Raw genomic sequence first — 20,184 nt, 5'->3', positions numbered from 1 at the left:
CGTGGCGTTCCTCCCGTCCGCACTGTCCGGTGCGGATGGCGGGCTCAGCTCCGCGAGCGCGTCCGTACCACGTCGACGACCGCGGCGCCGAGCGCGACCACCGCGGCGATCATGAGCACGACGCCGACCGTCGCCGTGCCGATCGCACCGCGCGGCTCGGGCTGCGGCATCGCGAGGTAGACGAGCGCGAGCACGCCGAACCCGGCCCCGACCGCACCGAGGAGCACCTGTCGGACGATCCCGACGAGCAGTCGCCGGTCCCGCCGGTCCGCGAGCAGCCGGACGTTGACGTTGAGCGTGCCCGACTCGAGTGCCTCGCCGATCCGGTCGATCCGGCGGGGGAGTCGTCGGATGCCGGGGAGGACACCGAGGACCTCGCGGAGGACGAGGTCACGGACGTTCTTCACGGTGAGCTGGTCGCCCGCCTGTTCCCCGGCGAGCGCTTTCGACTCCTCGAGCAGGTCGAACTCCGGTACGAGCGACCGGAGGGTGCCGTCGAGGATCGCGAACGCCCGACCGGCAGCCACGAAGTCCGCCGGAACGGCCATGCCGTACTGCGCGAAGACCTCCACCGCGGCGTCCACGGTGTCGATCCCGACGCGCGACCCCGGGCCGAGGTGGTACGTCACGAACGTGGCGAGATCCCGCCGGAACCCCGGTTCCTGGTTCGGGTCGGGGAGTGGCGCCATCATGAGCACCGAGTCCGCGATCCGCCTGGTGTCGGACTGCAGGTACGCGATCAGGAGCTCCTGGACCGTCTCGCGGAGGCTCATGTCGAGCCGGCCGACCGACCCGAAGTCCACGAGCGCGGGACGGCCGTCGTCGGTGAGCAGGATGTTGCCCGGGTGCAGGTCGGCGTGGAAGACGCCGTCGAACACGACCTGCCGGATGAACGCCCGGAGGATCGTGCGCATCGTCGCCTCGAGGCCCGCGGGTGCGCTGCGGTTCTGCCGGACGGCGCTCAGCGTCTCGCCCTCGACGTACTCCATGACGAGCACGCGTCCGGTCGACAGCGACTCGTGGAGCTCCGGGAGGCGGAGCTCATCGGCCCTCGGGCTCTTCGCCTGTGTCGAGCGGAGGGCAGCGAGGTTGACCGCCTCGAGCCGGAAGTCGACCTGGCGGACGAGGTCGTCCGCGTACTGCGCCGCGACGTCCTCGACACCGAGGCGACGGGCCTGCGGGGACGTCCTGGCGAGGAAGCGTGTGACGCGGAGCGCGATGTCGACGTCCCGCTTGACGACCGCGACGATCCCCGGCCGCTGGATCTTGACCGCGACGCTCTGTCCGTCGCGGAGCGTCGCGCGGTGCACCTGCGCGATCGACGCGGCAGCGACCGGTTCGACGTCGAAGGTCCGGAACACCTCGTGGATCGGTGCACCGAGATCGGTGACCAACAGCGCCTCGACCGAGTCCCACGACGCGGGAGCGACGTTCCGCTGCAGGTGCGCGAGAGCCGTCATCCACTCGTCGGGGAGCAGGTCGTCACGCGTGGAGAGGAGCTGCCCGATCTTCACGAACGCGCCGCCGGCCTCCTCGAGCCCACGTCGGAGCCCCTCTGCCTGCCGTGCACGGAGCTCGCTCGTCGCCGGGTCCCTGGTGAAGTCGAGCTTCCGGAACGGGAGCAGCCCGTGCCGCCGGGCGATGCGGAGGAGTTCGGCGAACCGCCGGCCCCTGGCGCGGAGCGAACCGGCGTCGGCCGGTGCGCCGTCTGCGACGAAGTCACCGATCTTCGGGAGGGAGGCAGCTCGGGCAGCGGGCACTTCCTCAGTCTGGTCCGGACGTCCGGGAGGCGGCTGCGAGCGGGGCGTCCGGGGACGCTGAGAACCCCGGATCACGGTGTGCCTCGGACCGGGGGCACTCGCAGTGGGGGATGCCGGGGGACAGGGCACCTGGTGTTCTTGACGCCAGGGAAACGTGCAGATCGCACGGGGGTTCAGGAGTTCATCGTGGTCGTCAAACGCTCACGGAGGGTCGCAGTCGTCGTCGCGCCGGTCGTCCTCGGCGCGGTGTGGCTCGCCGTGTCGCTCGGGACCGGCAGCGCGACCGCCGACACCTCCGCGCTGGGGGTCACGAGCAGCGCCGACGTCGTCCGGGTCGACCCGGTCTGGGCCAACCTCGACGGCACGCTCCCGACGTCGCTCCCGACACCGTCCGCCACGCCGACCGCCTCGGCCACGCCGACCGTGCCGGCGTCCCCGACCGCGACGGCCTCGCCGACCGCGTCCGCATCGCCGACCGCAGCTCCCACGTCCGGGTCCGGCGTCGGGACGAGTCCATTGACCGCGATGCCGGTCGGCAGCGTCACGGCGAACGGTCGCACCTGGGTGCAGTCGTACGCCGAGGACTTCACGAAGAACGCCCCGCTCGGCTCGGTGCTCTCGACCTACCCGACGATCAAGGCCTACGACGGACAGCGGGACACGAGCGGGCAGGGGCTCTACGCGCCGAACAAGGTGCTCAGTGTGTCCGATGGCAGCCTCGACTTCTTCCTGCACTCGGAGAACAACCAGCCCCTCGTCTCGACGATCATGCCCGACGGGTACGCCGCGCACACGACGGGGCGGGTGTCGATCCGGTACAAGACCGACGTCGCGAAGGGCTACAAGTTCGTCGGGATGTTCTGGCCGTCGAGCGACAACTGGAACGAGGGCGAGATCGACTGGCCCGAGGGTGACCTCGGCGGCAAGGTCCGTCCGGTCAGCGCGGTGCCCGGGTCCTACTCGAACGGCGCCATGACCTTCATGCCGTCGACGCAGCAGTTCGCCGCGACCACGCAGGCAGACTGGCACGTCGCGACCACCGAGTGGGACAGGACGGCGGTGCGGTTCTACTGGGACGGCGCGCTCGTCGCCTCGGTGCCGAACGCCGTGCCGACGAAGCCGATGCGGGTGACGCTGCAGGCAGAGACGTTCATCGGCCAGGGCACCGTCCCGACGTCGACGTCCGGGCACGTCGACATCGACTGGATCTCGATCTGGAACTGAGCGCGGGACCTCCGGCCTCGAACTGAGCGCGCGGGACCTCCGGCCTCGAACTGAACGCGCGGGACCTCCGGCCTCGAACTGAGCGCGCGGGACCTCCGGCCGATACGGTCGGGTGTACCGATGCGGCCCTGACCGCCCGGTGGGAGGAACAGCCGTGTTCGAAGCAGAGAACATCCGCGACTGGATCGGGTCGCCCGTGGTCGACGAGTCCGACGACAAGGTCGGCACGCTCGAGAGCATCTACTTCGACACCGCGACGAGTGATCCGGCCTTCGCGTCGGTCACCATCGGGATCATCGGTCGCTCGCGGCTGGTGTTCGTCCCGCTCGCGGGATCGGTCGTCACGCCGAAGCACCTCAAGGTGATCGCGGACAAGAAGCTGATCAAGGACGCGCCGTCGATCCCCACCGACGGTGAGCTCGACGCCTCGCTCGAGCCCGAGCTCTTCCAGCACTACGGCCTCGAGTACCGCACGGGCAGCGGGGGAGAGCGCCGACTCGGTCGTCGCTGACCCGCACCGCACCGCGCCGGCCCGCACCGCACCGGCCCGCACCGCGCCGGCCCGCCCGGCACCGAGCGAGGGCGCGTCGGCCCTGCAGCGCTAGAATCGTCCTCCCGACACCTCCGGAAGGACCCGCTCTGCTCCGTCGTGCCCTCTTCGTCGTCACCATCGCGCTGACGACGGTCGCACTGCTCCTGACCTCAGCTGTGCCCGCGAGCGCTGCCGCCGACACCACCCGGGCAGTCGGGACGAGCCGCGCTCGGCTCCCCGTCGGTTCGGAGTACGTGGCCCTCGGCGACTCCTACGCCGCCGGCTACGGCCTGCCGAAGCAGACGAAGCTGCCGGTCGCCGCGTGCGGGCAGTCCGCCGACGACTACCCGCACCGCCTCGCGAAGCGCTTCGACCTCGACCTCACCGACGTCTCCTGCGCCGGGGCCACCACCGCGAACGTCGTGTCCCGATCGCAGGCCGGTGCGCCGCCGCAGATCCGAGCGCTCGGTCCGGACACCCGGCTCGTGACCATCTCGATCGGTGGGAACGACGCCGACCTCTTCGGCACGGCGTCGGCGTGCCTGGCGCTGTCCGCGACGGGCCCGGTGTTCTCCGGCCGTGATGCGGCGAACTGCCGGTCGACCCTCGTCCGCGACGGCGTGGACACCCTCGCGGCGAAGATCGACGGGCCGGTGTCGAGGGGGATCGTCCGGGCGCTCCGGGCGATCACCAAGCGGGCTCCGGACGCCGAGGTCGTCGTGGTGGGCTACCCGGCGATCTTCCCGGACCGTGCGAACACGCCGAAGCACGGGTGTTTCCGCTCGGCGCTCGACGCCGCGAGCATCGCCGGCGATTTCCCGAGCGACTCCTTCCCGTTCACCACGACGGACACGGCGTACCTGAACGGGGTGCAGGCGCGACTCGACGCCGTCACCGAGGCCGCGGCGACCGACGCCGGTGCCACCTACGTCTCGACGTTCACCACGACGGAGGCCCGGAGCGCGTGCGCCACGAAGCGCGCGCTCGTCGCCGGTGTCACCCTGTCCGCGTCCACGGGCATGCGCGAGGTCGACCTCGAGCCGGGCGCACTGCACCCGAACGCAGCCGGCGTCGCGTACCTGACGAAGCGGACCGCCGCGGTCGTCGCGCTCCTCGCCACGCGGTGACGGAGCGCGTCATGACGAGGACCTGTTGCGAGCGCCCCGCGAGCGCGAGCGCGAGCACGCCGTGGTGACGAGCGCAGGCCTGCTGCTGTACCGGAACGGCGCGGCCGCCGACGGACGGGAGGCACGCCCCGCCTCCGACGGTCCGGTCACGTCCGACGACGGCCGAGACGGCACGGCCCTCGACGTCTTCATCGCCCACATGGGCGGTCCGTTCTGGCGCTCGCGCCCGCGCGCGTGGTCGATCCCGAAGGGGGAGCTCGAGACCCTGCCGGACGGCAGCGAGGAGGACGCGTTCGTCGCGGCCACCCGCGAGTTCGCCGAGGAGATCGGCGTTCCGGCGCCCGATGTGTCGTACCGCGAGCTCGGGACGTTCCGCCAGTCGTCCGGCAAGCGGGTGGTGGTGTTCGCGGCGGCGTCGGCGCTCGAGGTGGAGCGTGTCCGGAGTGCGACGTTCGCGCTGGAGCTCCCACGGGGGTCCGGGCGGTTCGTGGACTTCCCCGAGGTCGACGACGCGCGCTGGGTCCCGTTGCACGATGCCCGCGCGCTCGTGGTGGCCGGCCAGGTCGCCGCGCTCGACGCACTCGTGGCGCTGCTCGCGGACGACGCAGCCCGAGCCGACCGCGAGCCCTGACGCCGATCCCGGCGCCCTCTGTGCGCCGGACAGCGGGATCGGTAGTGTGGGCGGTAGGGCAGCGCTGCAGGGGCGCCGTCTGCTCACCCGCGGGGTCGTCAGGGGCTCGGCCGATCAGCACAGGAGTCAGGATGCGGCGTCTGCGGACCGCGATGACAGCACTCACCACGCTCGCGCTCGGGGGCGCTCTCGCCCTCGGTGGCGCGACCGGGGCACAGGCCGAGACGACCGAACACTGGGGGGCGTTCGAAGTCACCGGTACGAACACCGACTACGCCGGTTCGATGTCGCTCCCGGGGTTCCCGGAGACGACCTTCACGTCGAACTCCCGGCAGACCCAGGTGATCAGCGGGGCGTCGACCTGGCAGAGCGCGGGGACCGGCCCGGGCGCGGTGTACGGCACCTCGAAGGGCCAGAGCTACATCAACCAACGGCCGCTCGCCGACCGTGCCGGAGCGCCGTCCGTGACCACCTACACCTTCGCCGACCCGACGCCCGGTGGCGGCTGGTCCTTCGTCCTCGGGGACGTCGACGCCGACCGTGCCACGATCACCGCGACCGACGCCAACGGTGCCGCGGTGCCCGCTGCGGCGCTCGGGTTCCAGAGCACCTACAACTCCTGCTCCACGGTGACCACCGGCGGCTGGTCCTGCCCGAAGACGACCGCGGACCCGACCCCGGGTTCGGACACCCCCACGTGGGACCCGGCGACGAGCACGCTCACGGGCAACACCGCCGCGGCGGACACCTCCGGCGCGACCGCGTGGTTCAGCCCGAACGTGCCGCTGTCGACGCTGACGATCTCGTTCGAGCGTCGCTCCGGGTTCCCCGTGTACCAGACCTGGTTCGCCGACTCCACCGCGGCGATCACCGGAAAGGCGACCCTCGACGGTGCTCCGATCGCCGGGGCGACGGTCTCGGCCACCGCGCCGCGCGGCACCGTCTACACCACCACGACCGGAGCGGACGGCACCTACTCGTTCCCCGAGCTCGTGCGCATCGACGGGTACCGGGTGGCCGTGACAGCTCCGCCCGGTGTCGCGGACCCGGAGCAGGTCTCGCCCGGAACGGCGTCCCTCGGCGCGGGTGACGCCCGGGTGCACTTCCCGTTCACCTCGCCGCCCGCCACCACGTCGATCATCGGCACCGTGGTGGACGACGCCGGTGCCCCGATCGCCGACCTGCCCGTCACCGTGACACCCCCGGGGAGCGCCCCGGTCGACACCACCACGAACTCGGACGGCGTCTACGTCGTGTCCGACCTGCCGCCGGAATCCGACGTCGCGGTCTCCGTCGACGGCGGCACTCCCGTGACGGTGACGACCGGCGCGGCGGGCGTCCCGACCACCGCACCCGCCATCGAGGTACAGCCTGCGGCGGTCGAGACCGCGGTGGTCTCCGGATCGGTGCAGCTGAACGGCACCGGGGTCGCGAGCACGCCGGTCGAGCTGCTCGACGGTACCGGAGCGGTCATCGCCACCACCGTCACCGCGGTCGACGGCACGTACGCGTTCCCCGCCGTCCCACGCGGCACCTACCAGGTCCGCGTCGTCAACCGGCCGGACGGGTCCACCGAGCCGACGACGCTGCCCGCCGACGCGACCGTGGGGGACGTCGCCGTGCCGTTCGCGTTCACGGCGGCGCCGGTCCTCGCTCCCGCGGACCGGACCGTCTCCGGCACCGTGCAGCTCGACGGTGTGGCGGCCCCGGACCTGACCGTCGACCTGCTGGACACCGACGGCGCGGTCGTCGCCACGACGACCACGGCGGCCGACGGCACCTACGCGTTCGCCGACCAGTCGCAGGCGAGCTACACCGTCCGGGTGACCCCGCCGACCGGCGCGACCGGTCCGGCGACGAAGACCGCCGACGCCACGGCCGCAGACGTGACGGGTGTCGACTTCGCGTTCACGACACCGGTCGCCACCGTGTCCCAGCCGGGGACGGTGACCGACTCTGCCGGGGCGCCGGTGGCGGACCAGCCCGTCACTGCGACCCCGGTCGACGCGGCCGACGGTGACGCGGTCACGGCGACGACCGGGTCCGACGGCACCTTCGTGCTCGAGGGTCTGGCGCCGTCCACGGACTACCGCGTCACCACGGCCGGGGCGGGCGCCCAGAGCGTCACCACCCCGGCGTCCGGCAGCGGGACCCCGATCGCGTTCGTCGTCGCCGCGGTGACGGCCACGCCGACCCCGACCACCCCGACACCGACCGGTCAGACCCCGGGTGTGACGCAGGAGCCCGGAGGGCTGCTCGCCTTCACCGGCTCGAACCCGGTGCCGGTCCTCGTCGGCGGCGGGCTGCTCGTCCTGATGGGCATCGTGTTCCTGGTGTCCCGCGCGGTCCGCTCGCGGCGGCAGCGGGACCAGCTGCACGACTGACGCCGGTCCGCCCGCGCGAGCGGTGTCCCGACGTCCGCACCGGAGGCCCGGTGCCGGTCCCTGCGACCGGCACCGGGCCTCCAGTCCGTCTGTCTGCTGCTGCGCCGAGCCCCGTCGCCAGCGCTCACTGGACCGTGCGCGTGCGTCTGCCGGAGCGCAGTCCCCACCCGCGGGGAGCGCTACCCGCGGGCCCGGTGCGTGCGATGCGACCCCGTGGCGGTGGCGACCGAACCGGTGACGGTGGCGACCGACCCGGTGAGCGTCCGGATGCCGCGGGTGATGGTCGGTACAGATGTCGTGACGACCGCGAGCGAGGAGGTGACGACCTCCATCGAGGTGGTCGACAGCGTCGGCTGGGTGTGGCCGGCGACCGGGAAGCCCCGCCGCGCCCCGACGACGACGCCGAGCGAGCCGAGGACGATCACCGCTGCCGCGACGGGCAGCGCCTGGAGGCCGGACAGTCCGATGACCTGCGAGCCGACGAACGCCCCGCCCGCGATCCCGATGTTCGACGCACCGTTCACGAGCGCGCCGGCGATGTCCGGGCTGACCCCGCCGGCACGGATCGCGGCGGCCATGAACAGCGTCCCCGTCGTGCCGTTCGCGGCGATCCAGACGCCGGCCACGATCATCGTGCCGACGAGCGACCCGTGGACGAACGGCAGCGCCACGAACGCGGTGGCCATCACCGCGACGGCGACCATGAGCGTCTGCCGCGGCGCTCGGTCGACGAACATCCCGGCGAGCCAGAGCCCGATGACGCCCGTGGCCCCGAGGACCAGGAGCGCGCCGCTCACCATGCCGGAACCGAGACCGGCATCGATCGCGTAGGGACCGACGTACGTGTAGACGACGTAGTGGCCGGCGAAGAGCAGGAGGTCCGCCACGACGACGGCGAGCAGCCCCGTCCTGGCCCAGGCCCTGGGCGACCCGATGTGCGGGGACGACGCGCCGTGCACGGACGGCAGGAAGACCACCGCGACGAGAGCGAGGAGCGCCGCGCACACGGCGACGCCACCGACCGCGAGCCGCCATCCCACGTGCTCACCGACACTCGTCGCGACGGGGACGCCGATGACGAAGCCGAGCGAGCTGCCCGAGTAGACGAACGCGATCGCCCGACCGGCGAGTCGGGGCGGCACGATGCGCGTGGCGTAGGCGGAGGCGACGGAGAAGAACAGCGCGTGGGCGACACCGCCGACGACCCGGCCCGCGCACACCACGGCGAAGTTCGGTGCGAACGCGATGATCAGGTTCGACACCGTGTAGCCGACGAGCGTGGCGACGAGGATGGTCTTGCGGGGCATCCGCGCCGTGGCGGAGGTCAGGGGGAGTGCGAGGATCGCCACCGCGGCCGCGTAGACCGTCACGACGATGCCCATGGTGGACTCGCTGACACCGAGGTCCGTGCTCATCGGGCCGAGGAGTCCGACGGGCATCAGCTCCGTCGTGATGGCGAAGAACGTCGCGAGTCCGAGCACGGCGATGCCGACGATCGAGTTCGTGGTGAGCGTGATCGGCCGCGTGTGCGGGTGCACGACCGGGTTGGACATGGTGGAACTGGACACTGCGGACCTCCTCGGGCATGGCGGAGCACGATCGGGGACGTCGCGCGACACCGTGCATCGACGGGGTCGGTGCCGGCACGCGCTCGCGTGTGGATCGGACTCGGGCCTGTGGATCGGACTCGGGGACGAGGCTCGGAAGCCCCGGGGATGGATGAACCAGCCACTCCACGGCGAGGGCGCTCCATCCAGTCTGACACGCACCCCCGGGGGTGCCGCAACCTCTCGAACGGGGTGTCTGCTGTGAAATATCGAGGTGTTTGGGAGCGCTCCATCGTTGGAACGGCGCGGCGGTGCCCATCGGCAGGGCATAGGCTCCGGGAATGCCGGTGAAGAGCGTGGACGTGCTCGTCGTCGGTGGTGGCGCGGTGGGGCTCCTCGTCGGCGCGATGCTGGCGCAGGACGGCCTCGACGTGCTGGTCGTCGAGCGGCGGGGACACCCGCCGACGCGCTCTCGAGCGATCGGGATGCACCCGCCGGGGCTCGACGCGCTCGCGCTCGTCGACGCCGCCGAGCCGGTCCTGCGGACCGCGGTCCGGGTCGCGCGTGGTGTCGCCACGAGCCGGGGCCGGACCCTCGGCACGCTCTCGTTCGCGGCTGCGTCGCCGCGCTGGCCGTTCGTCGCGGCGCTCGAGCAGCACCGGACGGAGGCGGTCCTCCGGGCACGTCTGCTCGCGATCGCGCCGGGGGCGCTCCGGGTCGGGCGGACGGTGTCCGGGATCGCGCAGCGAGGCGACCGGGTCGTGGTGACGACGACGCCGACGACGACGACGCCGTCGCCGTCGACGACCGGTGACCCGGTGGTCGATGAGGTCGAGGGGGTCGAGGTGGTCGAGGCCCGCTTCGTCGTGGCCGCCGACGGAGCCAGGAGTGCGATCCGGACGATGCTCGGTGTCCCGGCGGACGGGCGCACCTACCCGGACACGTACCTGATGGGCGACTTCCACGATCCGACGCCGACCCCGACGGGCGCGGACCGTGCGGCGGTCGTTGACGTCGGTGCGGCCGGGGTCGTCGAGTCGTTCCCGCTGCCGGACGGGGTGCGCCGCTTCGTCGCCTGGACGCCGGACCTGGTCAGCGACTCCGCGCCGGCGACGACCCTGGCGGGCATCGTCGCCCACCGCACCGGGGTCGAGCCGGACCCCACGACCGCCACGATGACGAGCGCGTTCCGGGTGCACCGCCGGATCGTCCGCCGGTCGGTGACCGACCGGGTCGTGCTCGTCGGGGACGCCGCGCACGAGATCAGCCCGATCGGCGGGCAGGGGATGAACCTCGGCTGGCTGGACGCGGTCGCGCTGGTCCCGCTGCTGATCGCTGCCGTCCGGACGGGAGGGACGGTGCCGGTCCGCGAGCTCGCCGCGTTCCAGGGTCGGCAGCTCCGGCGGGCCCGGGTCGCCGCTCGTCAGGCGGAGTGGAACATGGCCCTCGGCCGACCGACGTCCGCGCGGCTCCTGCCCGCGCGTGAGGCACTGCTCCGCGTGGTACTCGCACCCCCCGGTGGCCGTCTCCTGGCGAACGTCTACGCGATGCGCTTCGTCTGACCGGGTGGCCCCGCCGGGTCCACCGCGTCAGCCGATCAGCCTCGACCCGGAGAACGCCAGCTGCACCACGAGCACCAGCGACGCCACCATGACGAGCCGGAAGAGCACGCGGGTCGGCGGTCGTGTCAGCACCGTCCACGTCCCGACGGCGGCGAGCAGCCAGGTCACGACCGCGCCCGTGACCGCGAGCACCGCGCCACCGCCGTGCACTCCCTCCTGCCCCGAGGTCTGTCCGAGCAGCACGGCACCCGCGGCGACCGCGAGCGCCGCGAACGCGACGACCCCGGTCGGTCGACGTCCGAGGCGGTGGGGCAGCCCGACGATCCCGGTCTCCCGGTCGTCGGCGAGGTCGGGGAGCACGTTCGTGAAGTGGATCGCGACGCCGAACACCGCCCCCGTCACGAGCGCCCAGGTCGCCGGGAGCGCGGGGACCGGCCCGGCGAGCGTCGCGACCGCCGGCAGCAGCCCGAAGCTCACCACGAAGGGCAGCACCGAGACGACGGTGCGTTTGAGGACGACGTCGTAGGCCCACCCGGACCCGACGAGCACCACGTGCGCGATCCCCGCGGCGGGCCCGAACGCGAACGACGCGACCACGGTGACCGCGGCGCACACGAGCGCAGCGGTCCGCACGGTCTCCACCGGGATCAGACCACGGGCGACCGGCTTGTCCGACCTGCCGACGGCGCGGTCCCGATCGGCGTCGAGCCAGTCGTTCGCGAGGCCGATCGAGAGCTGCCCGACGAGCACCACCGCTGCGATGCCCGCAGTCCGGCCGGGGGAGTGTCCGAGCGCTGCGCTCAGCACGATCACCAGCACCGTCACGACGACGGTGGGGCCCGGGTGCGAGGACGCCGCGAGGAGTCGCAGCCGGGAGGTCATCGCCTCACCCTACGACCGCGCCGCCTCACGGGGTCGGCGCGACCCGTCCGCTGACGACGCCGGCTGACACCCGGACCGCCAGGATCCCGCTCGCCGACTGCGCGACGAGCACCACGGTCCCGCTGAGCGCCTCCTGCCGGGCGAAGCACGACTGGCTGCTCGTGCGTCCGTCGGCCGTGGCGATGAGACAGACCACGTCGTCGTCGTTCCCGATCGCGGCGTACACGTCCCACGGCGTCTGCGAGTCGTCCGCCGAGAGCGATCGGTTCGTGAAGACGAGCCGCGTCGAGTGCAGACGGACCGGCGCGATGATCTGGCCGGGCAGTTGGTCCGCGAAGGTCTGCGGCGCCGCGAGGTACTCCCCGAGCGTGACCGATCCCGCTGCGGCCGCACTCGCACTCGCGGCGGCGGCCCGCTGGTCCTGGCCCCCGAGCGACCCGACACCGACCCCGATGCCGAACGCCGCGACGACGGTCACCACGAGCGCCGCACCGATCAGCGTCCGACGGTCGCGGACGCGCCGGAGCACACCGCGGACGACCGGCGGCACACGGGATCCCTGCCCGCCGACGGGCTCGGGCTCGGGCGTGGTGCTCGTGGGGGCCGCATCGTCGAGGGGATCACGACCGGCCGGCTGATCGGGCTGACCGGCTCGATGGGCCTGGCCGGGTCGATCGGCCTGGTCCGCTCGGTCCGGCGGGCGCGTCCGGTCCCGCGGGTGCGTCCGGTCCGGTTGGCGCGTCCGGTCCGACTGGCGCGTCCGCGAACCGTCCGAGCCGGCGAGCGCCGCACGTGCGGCGGCCGCGTCCTCGGGTGTCGAGTCGGCGCCGTAGGCGACGGCCTCGAGGCGAGCGCGCTCAGCCGTGCCCAAGGTCCCGTCGTCATCGGCCGGCATGCTGCTCCTTTGTCCTCGCTCATTCTGTCCTTCGGAACGGGCGTCGGTGTAGGCAGGGACGATGTCCGACGTCGAACAGCCCCAGCCCAAGCCCCGTCCGCCCCGCAGCACGGCAGCGCCCCGGCAGGAGGGTTCGCAGCAGGAGGGTTCGCAGCAGGACCAGGTCGACGACACGGTCCTCGGCGGGGACCTCACCAGGCCGGTCAGCCACGACGCGATGTCCGGCGAACGGGACTACGTCGCCACGAACGCCGGCGGGGTGTCGGCCGAGCCGGGGAACCCGCTCCCCGAGGACGAGCAGGGCCGCGGCACCGAGTACGACCCCGAGCACGACGGGCCGCAGCAGGAGGGCTGAGCCGCACGCAGGTCGGTCCGAGGTCCCGGATGCCCGCGCGCCCTCCCCGCGGGGGCATCCAGGACCGGCAGGATCGCACCATGACCGCATCGTCCCCGTCGACACCGGCCACGGTCGCGCTCGACCGGGCGGGCATCCCGTACACGCCGCACGTCTACGAGCACCGCGACACCGCCACGAACTTCGGCGAGGAGGCAGCGGCCGCACTCGGTCTCCGCGAGGCGCAGGTGTTCAAGACCCTCGTCGTGCAGGTGGACGACGAGCTCGTGGTCGCGGTGGTCCCGGTGGCGGGACGGCTCGACCTGAAGCGCATCGCAGCGATGGTCGGCGGGAAGAAGGCGACTCTCGCGGCGCCGGAACTCGCGGAACGACGGACCGGCTACGTCGTCGGCGGCATCAGCCCGATCGGCCAGCGGACCGTGTTGCGGACCGTCGTGGACGAGTCGGCGTCGTCGTACCCGACGATCTTCGTCAGTGGCGGTCGCCGCGGGTTCGACATCGAGATCGCCCCGGCGGACCTCCTCGGGATCACGACGGGCTCGACGATGCCCATCGCCCGGGACTGACACTCGTCGCCCGGCCGAGGGTTCGTTTCATGGACTTGAGTCACCTCGACGCAAGTTCGCACGGCATCCGGGAATGGACCGCCCACCACTGCGTTACATGAGTCGTAGGCACTCATGTTCCACAGGAGGTCCCCTTGCCCGACAACACCGATCAGAGCAACACCGGCGAGCCGTCGTCCTTCGACGCGTTCCTCGCACGCCTGCTGGCGAACGCCGGCGCCGCTGAGGAGCAGCGCCGTGTGCCGTTCGGCCGGCCCGTCGACATCGCTCGACTGTTGAGCCGTCGCACGCACGAGGTGCTCCGGGCGACGGCCGAGTACGCCGTCGGCCGCGGGGACCACGAGCTCGATGCGCTGCACCTGCTCCGCGTGCTCGTGACGAGCGACCCGTTCGCCGCCGTCGTCCGCGCCGCCGGTGTCGATCCCGACGCCTTCGCGGAGACGATCGAGGACCGTCTGCCGGAGTCCTCCTCCGGGGCCCGTCCCGTCGCCCGCCCGGCCCTCACCCCGTCGGCGCAGCGCGTCCTGCTCGACGCGACGCAGTCCGCCCGTGCCTTCGGCTCGACGTACGTCGACCCCGAGCACGTGTTCTTCGCGCTCGTCGTCGAGCAGGACACCGTCGCCGGGCAGCTCCTCGCAGCCGCAGGGGTCACCCCGGAGACGATGCAGGCGTACGCCCAGGACGCGGCCCGCGCGGCCCAGGAGGGTCGACCCGCTCCCGGGACCGAGCTCGACACCGCGTCGGAGTCGGACACCCCGACGCTCGACCGGTTCGGGACCGACCTCACCGCCCTCGCCCGCGAGGGCGGCATCGACCCGGTGATCGGGCGCACCGCCGAGATCGAGCAGACGGTCGAGATCCTGCTCCGCCGCACCAAGAACAACCCCGTCCTCATCGGCGAACCCGGCGTCGGCAAGACCGCGATCGTCGCGGGGCTCGCGCAGCGCATCGCCGACGGTGACGTCCCGGCGCTGCTCCGCGGTCGCCGTGTCGTCTCGCTCGACCTCGCCGCGATGCTGTCCGGCACGAAGTACCGCGGCGACTTCGAGGAGCGCCTCACGAACGCCATGGACGAGATCGCCGCACACCGCGATGAGCTCATCGTGTTCGTCGACGAGCTGCACACCGTGGTCGGCGCGGGCGGGGGCGGTGACGGCGGCTCGATGGACGCCGGCAACATCCTGAAGCCCCGCTTGGCCCGCGGTGACCTGCACCTCGTCGGTGCGACCACGCTCAGCGAGTACCGCCGGATCGAGAAGGACGCCGCGCTCGAGCGTCGGTTCCAGCCGGTGCAGGTCGCGGAGCCGAGCGTGTCCGACGCCGTGCAGATCCTCGCCGGGCTCGCCCCGCGGTACGAGGAGCACCACGGGGTCACCTACTCCGAGGGTGCCATCCGTGCCGCCGTCGAGATGTCGCACCGCTACGTCGCCGACCGGTTCCTGCCCGACAAGGCGATCGACCTCATCGACCAGGCCGGTGCCCGACGCCGGCTCGCACTGAGCGGTTCGGAGGACGTCGACGCACTCCGCGCCGAGGTCGTCGGACTGCAGGTCGAGAAGGACGCGGCCGTGGCTGCGGAACGCTACGAGGACGCCTCCGGCATCCGGGACCGGATCGACGGACTGGAGGCGCGGATCGCGTCCGCCACGTCGCCGTCCGTCGCGGTGGTGGCCGGCTCCGCATCGTCCGGCGTGACGGACCGGACCGACGCCAGCCGTGCCTCCCGGCAGTCCGGTGCGGGACCGACGACCGCCGCCGAGCCCGACGTCGTGATCACCGAGGCGGACATCGCCGAGATGGTCTCGCGCTCGACCGGCATCCCCGCCGCCAGGCTCTCCGCCGACGACAGGACGCGGCTCGCCGCGCTCGAGTCCGAGCTGCACGGCAGGGTCGTCGGCCAGGACGACGCGGTCACCGCGATCGCCAAGGCCGTCCGGCGGTCACGCTCCGGCATGGGCGACCCGCGTCGGCCCGTCGGCAGCTTCCTGTTCCTCGGACCGACGGGGGTCGGCAAGACCGAGCTCGCGAAGACCCTCGCGTCGTCTCTGTTCGGTGACGAGTCGGCCATGCTGCGCTTCGACATGAGCGAGTTCGGGGAGCGGCACACCGTCTCGCGGCTCGTCGGCGCCCCTCCCGGGTACGTCGGGTACGACGAGGCCGGGCAGCTGACCGAGCGCGTCCGCCGGAACCCGTACTCGGTGATCCTGCTCGACGAGATCGAGAAGGCCCACCCCGACGTGTTCAACCTGCTCCTGCAGGTCCTCGACGACGGGCACCTGACCGACGGCCAGGGTCGGACGGTCGACTTCCGGAACACCGTCGTGATCATGACGTCGAACCTCGGGTCCGAGTTCCTGGCGTCGCGGTCCGGAGCCCTCGGGTTCTCCGCGGCCGCGGACGGCGGGTTCACCGAGTCCGACCTGCGGAACCGCGTGATGGGTCGGCTCCGAGAGTCGATGCGGCCGGAGTTCCTCAACCGGATCGACGAGATCGTGCTGTTCCGGAAGCTCGACCGGGCCCAGCTCCGGACGATCGTCGGACTGCTGCTCGACGACACCCGGCTGCGCCTCGCCGCCCAGGACGTCGCGCTGACGATCTCCGACGGCGCGGTGGACTGGATCGTCGACCACGGGTACGAGCCGGAGTACGGTGCCCGGCCGCTCCGCCGAGTCGTCCAGCGCGAGGTCGAGGACCGGATCGCGGACCTCGTCGTCGCCTCGGCCACCTCCGCCGGTGACGTCGTGGAGATCTCCGTCGCGGACGACGCACTGGTGGCGACTGTCTCGCACCCGGCGCTGCTCGTGTAGCTCCGCCACGCATGACGCCGGAAGGCCCCTTCGACGGTTCCGTCGCGGGGGCCTTCTTCCGTGCACGGACACCCGTCGGGGAGTTCCGCGATGCAATTTGGGGAATGCACTTGCATTCTGCGCGAACCGCCCGATAGTGTGCGTTCACAACAACCGCCGCGTCGCATGAAAGGAGGCCGACCATGATGATGAACTCGATGATTCCAACTCCGTTCGGAGCAGCGCCGATCACGGGTGCACACATCCGCGTCCAGGGCAGTTCCCTGCGTGTTGCGTTCGGCTTCCGCGTCGGCGGATCGCTCCGTCGGCGGTAGCTGACCGGACCACGTTGCTCGGACACTGCCGCAGGACTGCGGTCGTGTCGGTGCCTGGTCGAGGAGTCGCAGTTCGGGGAGCTGCTGGTTGATCCCAGCCGCTCACTGTCCGCGAGTGCTCTGCTGATCAGGCGCTCTGCCGAGCTGCCGCTGTGCCGAGCCGCTGTGCTGATCAGCCGCTGTGCTGATCGCTGCTGTGCTGACCAGTTGCAGTCGTGATCAGTTGCAGTCCTGATCGGTTGCTGCGCGGAGACGCTCGTGAGCGGTGCATCCGTCGGAGCAGGTGTCCCCGAGCGCGGCCGCGCGAATTCCCAGATGCATTTCCGTGCATTCTCCACGGCGCTTCGTCGCGCCCATTCCCGATGCATTCTCAGTACCTGGATGCATTCTCAGCGCCTGTCCGAGGCGTTGTTCGTCGCGCCGTCCGCCGGCGCATCCACGAGAAGGACGATCACCATGTCACCCACGAGAACCGCCGAACGGCACGTCGCCGATCGGCTGGTCACCACCCCGCACCGACCGACACCGCGGCGCGTGTCGCTCCCGGACCGGATCGCCCTCCGGGTCGGGCTCGCGCTCGTCGTCTGGAGCCGTCGGACACGCCGCGTGCGGCCCGAGCGCTCGCACGACGAGTACCGGCGCCTCGCGCTGCAGCTCGCCGAGGAACGCCGGAGGGCGGAACAGCGCCTGACCGAGGCGCGGATGTTCTGGCGATGAGCGCACCCCGACCATGCGGGGATCGTCCGGTCCCGTCCCGAGACCGGACGGTCCCCGCGTGCTCGCACCGCGCCTCCCGACCGTCCGCCCCGCGTGCTCGCACCGCGCCTCCCGACCGTCCGCCCCGCGTGCTCGCACCGCGCCTCCCGACCGTCCGCCGTCCGTGCCCGGTCCGGACGCGGCCCCGCGCGCCCGTACCGTAGGAGCATGAGCCAACCCCTCCCCGACGGTCCCGCGTCCGCGAGCGCCCTCGTCCAGCGACTGACGGCCGTCGTCCCCGACTTCCCGAAGCCCGGGATCATGTTCCGCGACGTCACACCGGTCTTCGCCGACGCCGAGGCGTTCTCCGCCGTCTGCGCCGCCCTCGCCGAGCCGTTCCCCGAGTTCGACGCCGTCGCGGGCATCGAGGCGCGCGGGTTCGCCCTCGCCGGTGGCATCGCCGCGCAGCGCGGGGTCGGGGTCCTGACGGTCCGGAAGGCCGGCAAGCTCCCCGGCGACGTGCTGTCCGAGGCCTACGCGCTCGAGTACGGCGAGGCCGCCGTCGAGATCCGGCCGGGGCAGATGCCCGCGGGGTCCCGCGTCCTCATCGTCGACGACGTACTCGCCACGGGAGGCACGTCCGAGGCGACGCTCACCCTGCTCGAGCGTGCCGGGTACACCGCCGTCGGCTTCAGTGCGCTGCTCGAGCTCGACGGACTGGAGGGACGGGCCCGGTTGGAACCGCGCCTCACGGTCCACACGCTCGGGTCCGCACCGGCCTGACCGCAGTTCTCCACAGGTCCTCGTCCCGCGCCGCCTCTGGACCCGCACGCCGGTACAGTTGTCGGACCAACCGAGCCAGGGAGTTCCACCATCGTGACCGACACCGTCGCACCCGCATCCGCCGCCCACGAGCCCACCGGCCCCGCGACCGTGACCGCGACGACGACCACGACGGGCACCGAGCTGTTCGACGGAGAGCGATCGGTCATCGCGATCCGCGTCGACGGCGTCCTCAAGGACCTCGCGGCGTCGGTGGAGTCCGGCCAGGTCGTCGACCCGGTGACCCTCGCCGAGCAGGACGGGCTCGACATCCTCCGGCACTCCGCGGCGCACGTGCTCGCCCAGGCCGTGCAGACGATCAACCCCGAGGCCAAGCTCGGCATCGGCCCGCCCATCACCGACGGCTACTACTACGACTTCGACGTCGCGGAGCCGTTCACCCTCGACGACCTCAAGGCCGTCGAGAAGGGCATGGACCGCATCATCAAGCAGGGGCAGCGGTTCGTCCGCCGTGTCGTGTCCGACGACGAAGCCCGCGAGCTCATGGCGGGGGAGCCGTACAAGCAGGAGCTCATCGGGCTCAAGGGTGCTGCTGCCGACGGCGAGTCGGGTGAGAGCGTCGAGGTCGGCGCGGGCGAGCTCACGGTCTACGCCAACACCGATCCCAAGACCGGCGACGTCATCTGGCAGGACCTCTGCCGCGGGCCGCACCTGCCGCACACGCGGATCATCGGCAACGCCTCGAAGCTCATGCGCGTCGCGGCTGCCTACTGGCGCGGCTCCGAGAAGAACCCGCAGCTCCAGCGCATCTACGGCACCGCGTGGCCGGACAAGGACCAGCTCCGCGCGCACCTCGAACGCCTCGAGGAAGCCGCCAAGCGCGACCACCGCAAGCTCGGTGCGGAGCTCGACCTCTTCTCGTTCCCCGACGAGATCGGCTCCGGCCTCGCGATCTTCCACCCCAAGGGCGGGATCATCCGCCGCGAGATGGAGGACTACTCGCGGAAGCGCCACGAGCAAGAGAGCTACTCCTTCGTCAACACCCCGCACATCACCAAGGCGAACCTGTTCGAGATCTCCGGCCACCTGGGCTGGTACAAGGACGGCATGTTCCCGGCGATGCACCTCGACGAGGCCCGCAACGACGAGGGCGAGATCACGCGACAGGGCGCGGACTACTACCTCAAGCCGATGAACTGCCCGATGCACATCCTCGTGTACCGGTCGCAGCCGCGCTCCTACCGCGATCTGCCCCTCCGGCTCTTCGAGTTCGGCACGGTCTACCGCAACGAGAAGTCCGGCGTCATCCACGGCCTCACCCGCGTCCGGGGCATGACCCAGGACGACGCCCACATCTTCACCACCAAGGAGAAGATGAAGGACGAGCTGACCACGACGCTGAACTTCGTGCTCTCGCTCCTCCGCGACTACGGACTCACGGACTTCTACCTCGAGCTCTCGACCAAGGACCCCGAGAAATACGTCGGCGACGACGACGTGTGGGACGAAGCGACGAACACCCTCGCCGAGGTCGCCGCGGAGTCCGGGCTCGACCTCGTCCCCGATCCCGGCGGGGCGGCGTTCTACGGTCCCAAGATCTCGGTGCAGGCCCGGGACGCGATCGGACGGACCTGGCAGATGTCGACCGTGCAGCTCGACTTCAACCTGCCCGAGCGGTTCGAGCTCGAGTACGCGGCGGCGGACGGCTCCCGTCAGCGTCCGGTCATGATCCACCGTGCCCTCTTCGGCACCATCGAACGGTTCTTCGGTGTGCTCACCGAGCACTACGCGGGTGCGTTCCCGGTGTGGCTCTCGCCGGTGCAGGTCGTCGGCATCCCCGTGGCAGAGGAGTACGCCGAGTACCTCGACGGCGTGATCGCCCAGCTCCGTGCCCGCGGCGTGCGTGCGGAGGTCGACCACTCCGACGACCGCATGCAGAAGAAGATCCGGACGCACACCAAGCAGAAGGTCCCGTTCCAGCTCATCGCCGGCGACGACGACCGTCAGCAGGGTGCCGTGAGCTTCCGGTTCCGCGACGGCTCGCAGGACAACAACGTGCCGGTCGCCGATGCGATCGAACGCATCGTCACGGCGATCGAGGACCGGGTCCAGGTCTGAC

16 protein-coding genes are annotated in these 20,184 nt (G+C 71.9%); 12 read left to right on the top strand and 4 right to left on the bottom strand.

Annotation, left to right across the window (positions count from 1 at the left end; all coding sequences use genetic code 11):
* Positions 1-44 precede the first annotated feature (44 nt).
* A complete protein-coding gene (locus ASF23_RS01435; RefSeq protein ID WP_055947895.1) occupies positions 45-1,760 on the bottom strand; it encodes an ABC1 kinase family protein in 1,716 nt (571 codons plus the stop codon).
* Positions 1,761-1,946: 186 nt separating this feature from the next.
* Between ASF23_RS01435 and ASF23_RS01430 the strand changes: the two genes are divergently transcribed.
* The 5 genes from ASF23_RS01430 to ASF23_RS01410 all read left to right on the top strand — a co-directional run bounded on the left by ASF23_RS01430 (position 1,947) and on the right by ASF23_RS01410 (position 7,658).
* Positions 1,947-2,984, top strand: coding sequence for a glycoside hydrolase family 16 protein (locus ASF23_RS01430; RefSeq protein ID WP_055947892.1), 1,038 nt, complete (start codon positions 1,947-1,949; stop codon positions 2,982-2,984).
* 154 nt (positions 2,985-3,138) lie between these two features.
* Complete coding sequence (locus ASF23_RS01425) at positions 3,139-3,495, top strand: PRC-barrel domain-containing protein (protein WP_055947889.1); 357 nt, start codon at positions 3,139-3,141, stop codon at positions 3,493-3,495.
* A gap of 197 nt (positions 3,496-3,692) precedes the next feature.
* Positions 3,693-4,643 (top strand): SGNH/GDSL hydrolase family protein, encoded by a 951-nt coding sequence (locus ASF23_RS01420; RefSeq protein WP_055947886.1) that lies wholly within the window; start codon positions 3,693-3,695, stop codon positions 4,641-4,643.
* Positions 4,644-4,668: 25 nt separating this feature from the next.
* On the top strand, positions 4,669-5,274 hold the full coding sequence (locus tag ASF23_RS01415) for an NUDIX domain-containing protein (RefSeq protein WP_326998984.1): 606 nt from the start codon (positions 4,669-4,671) through the stop codon (positions 5,272-5,274).
* Between the two features lie 152 nt (positions 5,275-5,426).
* Complete coding sequence (locus ASF23_RS01410) at positions 5,427-7,658, top strand: MSCRAMM family protein (RefSeq protein ID WP_162236671.1); 2,232 nt, start codon at positions 5,427-5,429, stop codon at positions 7,656-7,658.
* 179 nt (positions 7,659-7,837) lie between these two features.
* Here the strand turns inward: ASF23_RS01410 and ASF23_RS01405 are convergent, their stop codons facing one another.
* Complete coding sequence (locus ASF23_RS01405) at positions 7,838-9,226, bottom strand: MFS transporter (protein WP_162236669.1); 1,389 nt, start codon at positions 9,224-9,226, stop codon at positions 7,838-7,840.
* Positions 9,227-9,546: 320 nt separating this feature from the next.
* Here ASF23_RS01405 and ASF23_RS01400 point away from each other — a divergent pair, with 320 nt between their 5' ends.
* Positions 9,547-10,767: an FAD-dependent oxidoreductase gene (locus tag ASF23_RS01400; RefSeq protein ID WP_055947878.1), complete on the top strand. Its 1,221-nt coding sequence runs from the start codon at positions 9,547-9,549 to the stop codon at positions 10,765-10,767.
* Positions 10,768-10,794: 27 nt separating this feature from the next.
* On the opposite strand, the gene ASF23_RS01395 is transcribed toward ASF23_RS01400, so the two are convergent.
* Complete coding sequence (locus ASF23_RS01395; RefSeq protein WP_055947875.1) at positions 10,795-11,649, bottom strand: UbiA family prenyltransferase; 855 nt, start codon at positions 11,647-11,649, stop codon at positions 10,795-10,797.
* Between the two features lie 25 nt (positions 11,650-11,674).
* A complete protein-coding gene (locus ASF23_RS01390) occupies positions 11,675-12,544 on the bottom strand; it encodes a hypothetical protein (RefSeq protein ID WP_055947872.1) in 870 nt (289 codons plus the stop codon).
* Positions 12,545-12,605: 61 nt separating this feature from the next.
* On the opposite strand from ASF23_RS01390, the gene ASF23_RS01385 reads away from it, so the two are divergent.
* The 6 genes from ASF23_RS01385 to thrS all read left to right on the top strand — a co-directional run bounded on the left by ASF23_RS01385 (position 12,606) and on the right by thrS (position 20,183).
* Positions 12,606-12,899: a hypothetical protein gene (locus ASF23_RS01385; protein ID WP_055947869.1), complete on the top strand. Its 294-nt coding sequence runs from the start codon at positions 12,606-12,608 to the stop codon at positions 12,897-12,899.
* A gap of 80 nt (positions 12,900-12,979) precedes the next feature.
* Entirely contained in the window at positions 12,980-13,465 is a 486-nt protein-coding gene (ybaK, locus tag ASF23_RS01380) for a Cys-tRNA(Pro) deacylase (RefSeq protein WP_055947866.1), read from the top strand.
* A gap of 134 nt (positions 13,466-13,599) precedes the next feature.
* Positions 13,600-16,272, top strand: a complete 2,673-nt coding sequence (locus ASF23_RS01375; protein WP_055947863.1) for an ATP-dependent Clp protease ATP-binding subunit — start codon at positions 13,600-13,602, stop codon at positions 16,270-16,272.
* Positions 16,273-17,042: 770 nt separating this feature from the next.
* Positions 17,043-17,303, top strand: coding sequence for a hypothetical protein (locus tag ASF23_RS01370; RefSeq protein WP_055947859.1), 261 nt, complete (start codon positions 17,043-17,045; stop codon positions 17,301-17,303).
* 207 nt (positions 17,304-17,510) lie between these two features.
* Complete coding sequence (locus ASF23_RS01365; RefSeq protein ID WP_055947856.1) at positions 17,511-18,065, top strand: adenine phosphoribosyltransferase; 555 nt, start codon at positions 17,511-17,513, stop codon at positions 18,063-18,065.
* 150 nt (positions 18,066-18,215) lie between these two features.
* Complete coding sequence (thrS, locus tag ASF23_RS01360; RefSeq protein WP_055949042.1) at positions 18,216-20,183, top strand: threonine--tRNA ligase; 1,968 nt, start codon at positions 18,216-18,218, stop codon at positions 20,181-20,183.
* Position 20,184 lies beyond the last annotated feature (1 nt).

It is taken from the genome of Curtobacterium sp. Leaf261 (assembly GCF_001422205.1).
GTDB lineage: Bacteria > Actinomycetota > Actinomycetes > Actinomycetales > Microbacteriaceae > Curtobacterium.
The sequence above is the reverse complement of the archived record's forward strand: the minus strand, read 5'-3'. Positions and strand labels throughout refer to the sequence as shown.

What these genes read in the sequence shown, in the direction of transcription:
- ybaK (WP_055947866.1), top strand. Translation starts at nt 12,980, where the DNA reads ATGACCGCATCGTCCCCGTCGACACCGGCCACGGTCGCGCTCGACCGG.
- ASF23_RS01410 (WP_162236671.1), top strand. Translation starts at nt 5,427, where the DNA reads ATGACAGCACTCACCACGCTCGCGCTCGGGGGCGCTCTCGCCCTCGGT.
- ASF23_RS01395 (WP_055947875.1), bottom strand. Translation starts at nt 11,649, where the DNA reads ATGACCTCCCGGCTGCGACTCCTCGCGGCGTCCTCGCACCCGGGCCCC.
- ASF23_RS01400 (WP_055947878.1), top strand. Translation starts at nt 9,547, where the DNA reads ATGCCGGTGAAGAGCGTGGACGTGCTCGTCGTCGGTGGTGGCGCGGTG.
- ASF23_RS01385 (WP_055947869.1), top strand. Translation starts at nt 12,606, where the DNA reads ATGTCCGACGTCGAACAGCCCCAGCCCAAGCCCCGTCCGCCCCGCAGC.
- ASF23_RS01390 (WP_055947872.1), bottom strand. Translation starts at nt 12,544, where the DNA reads ATGCCGGCCGATGACGACGGGACCTTGGGCACGGCTGAGCGCGCTCGC.
- ASF23_RS01365 (WP_055947856.1), top strand. Translation starts at nt 17,511, where the DNA reads ATGAGCCAACCCCTCCCCGACGGTCCCGCGTCCGCGAGCGCCCTCGTC.
- ASF23_RS01370 (WP_055947859.1), top strand. Translation starts at nt 17,043, where the DNA reads ATGTCACCCACGAGAACCGCCGAACGGCACGTCGCCGATCGGCTGGTC.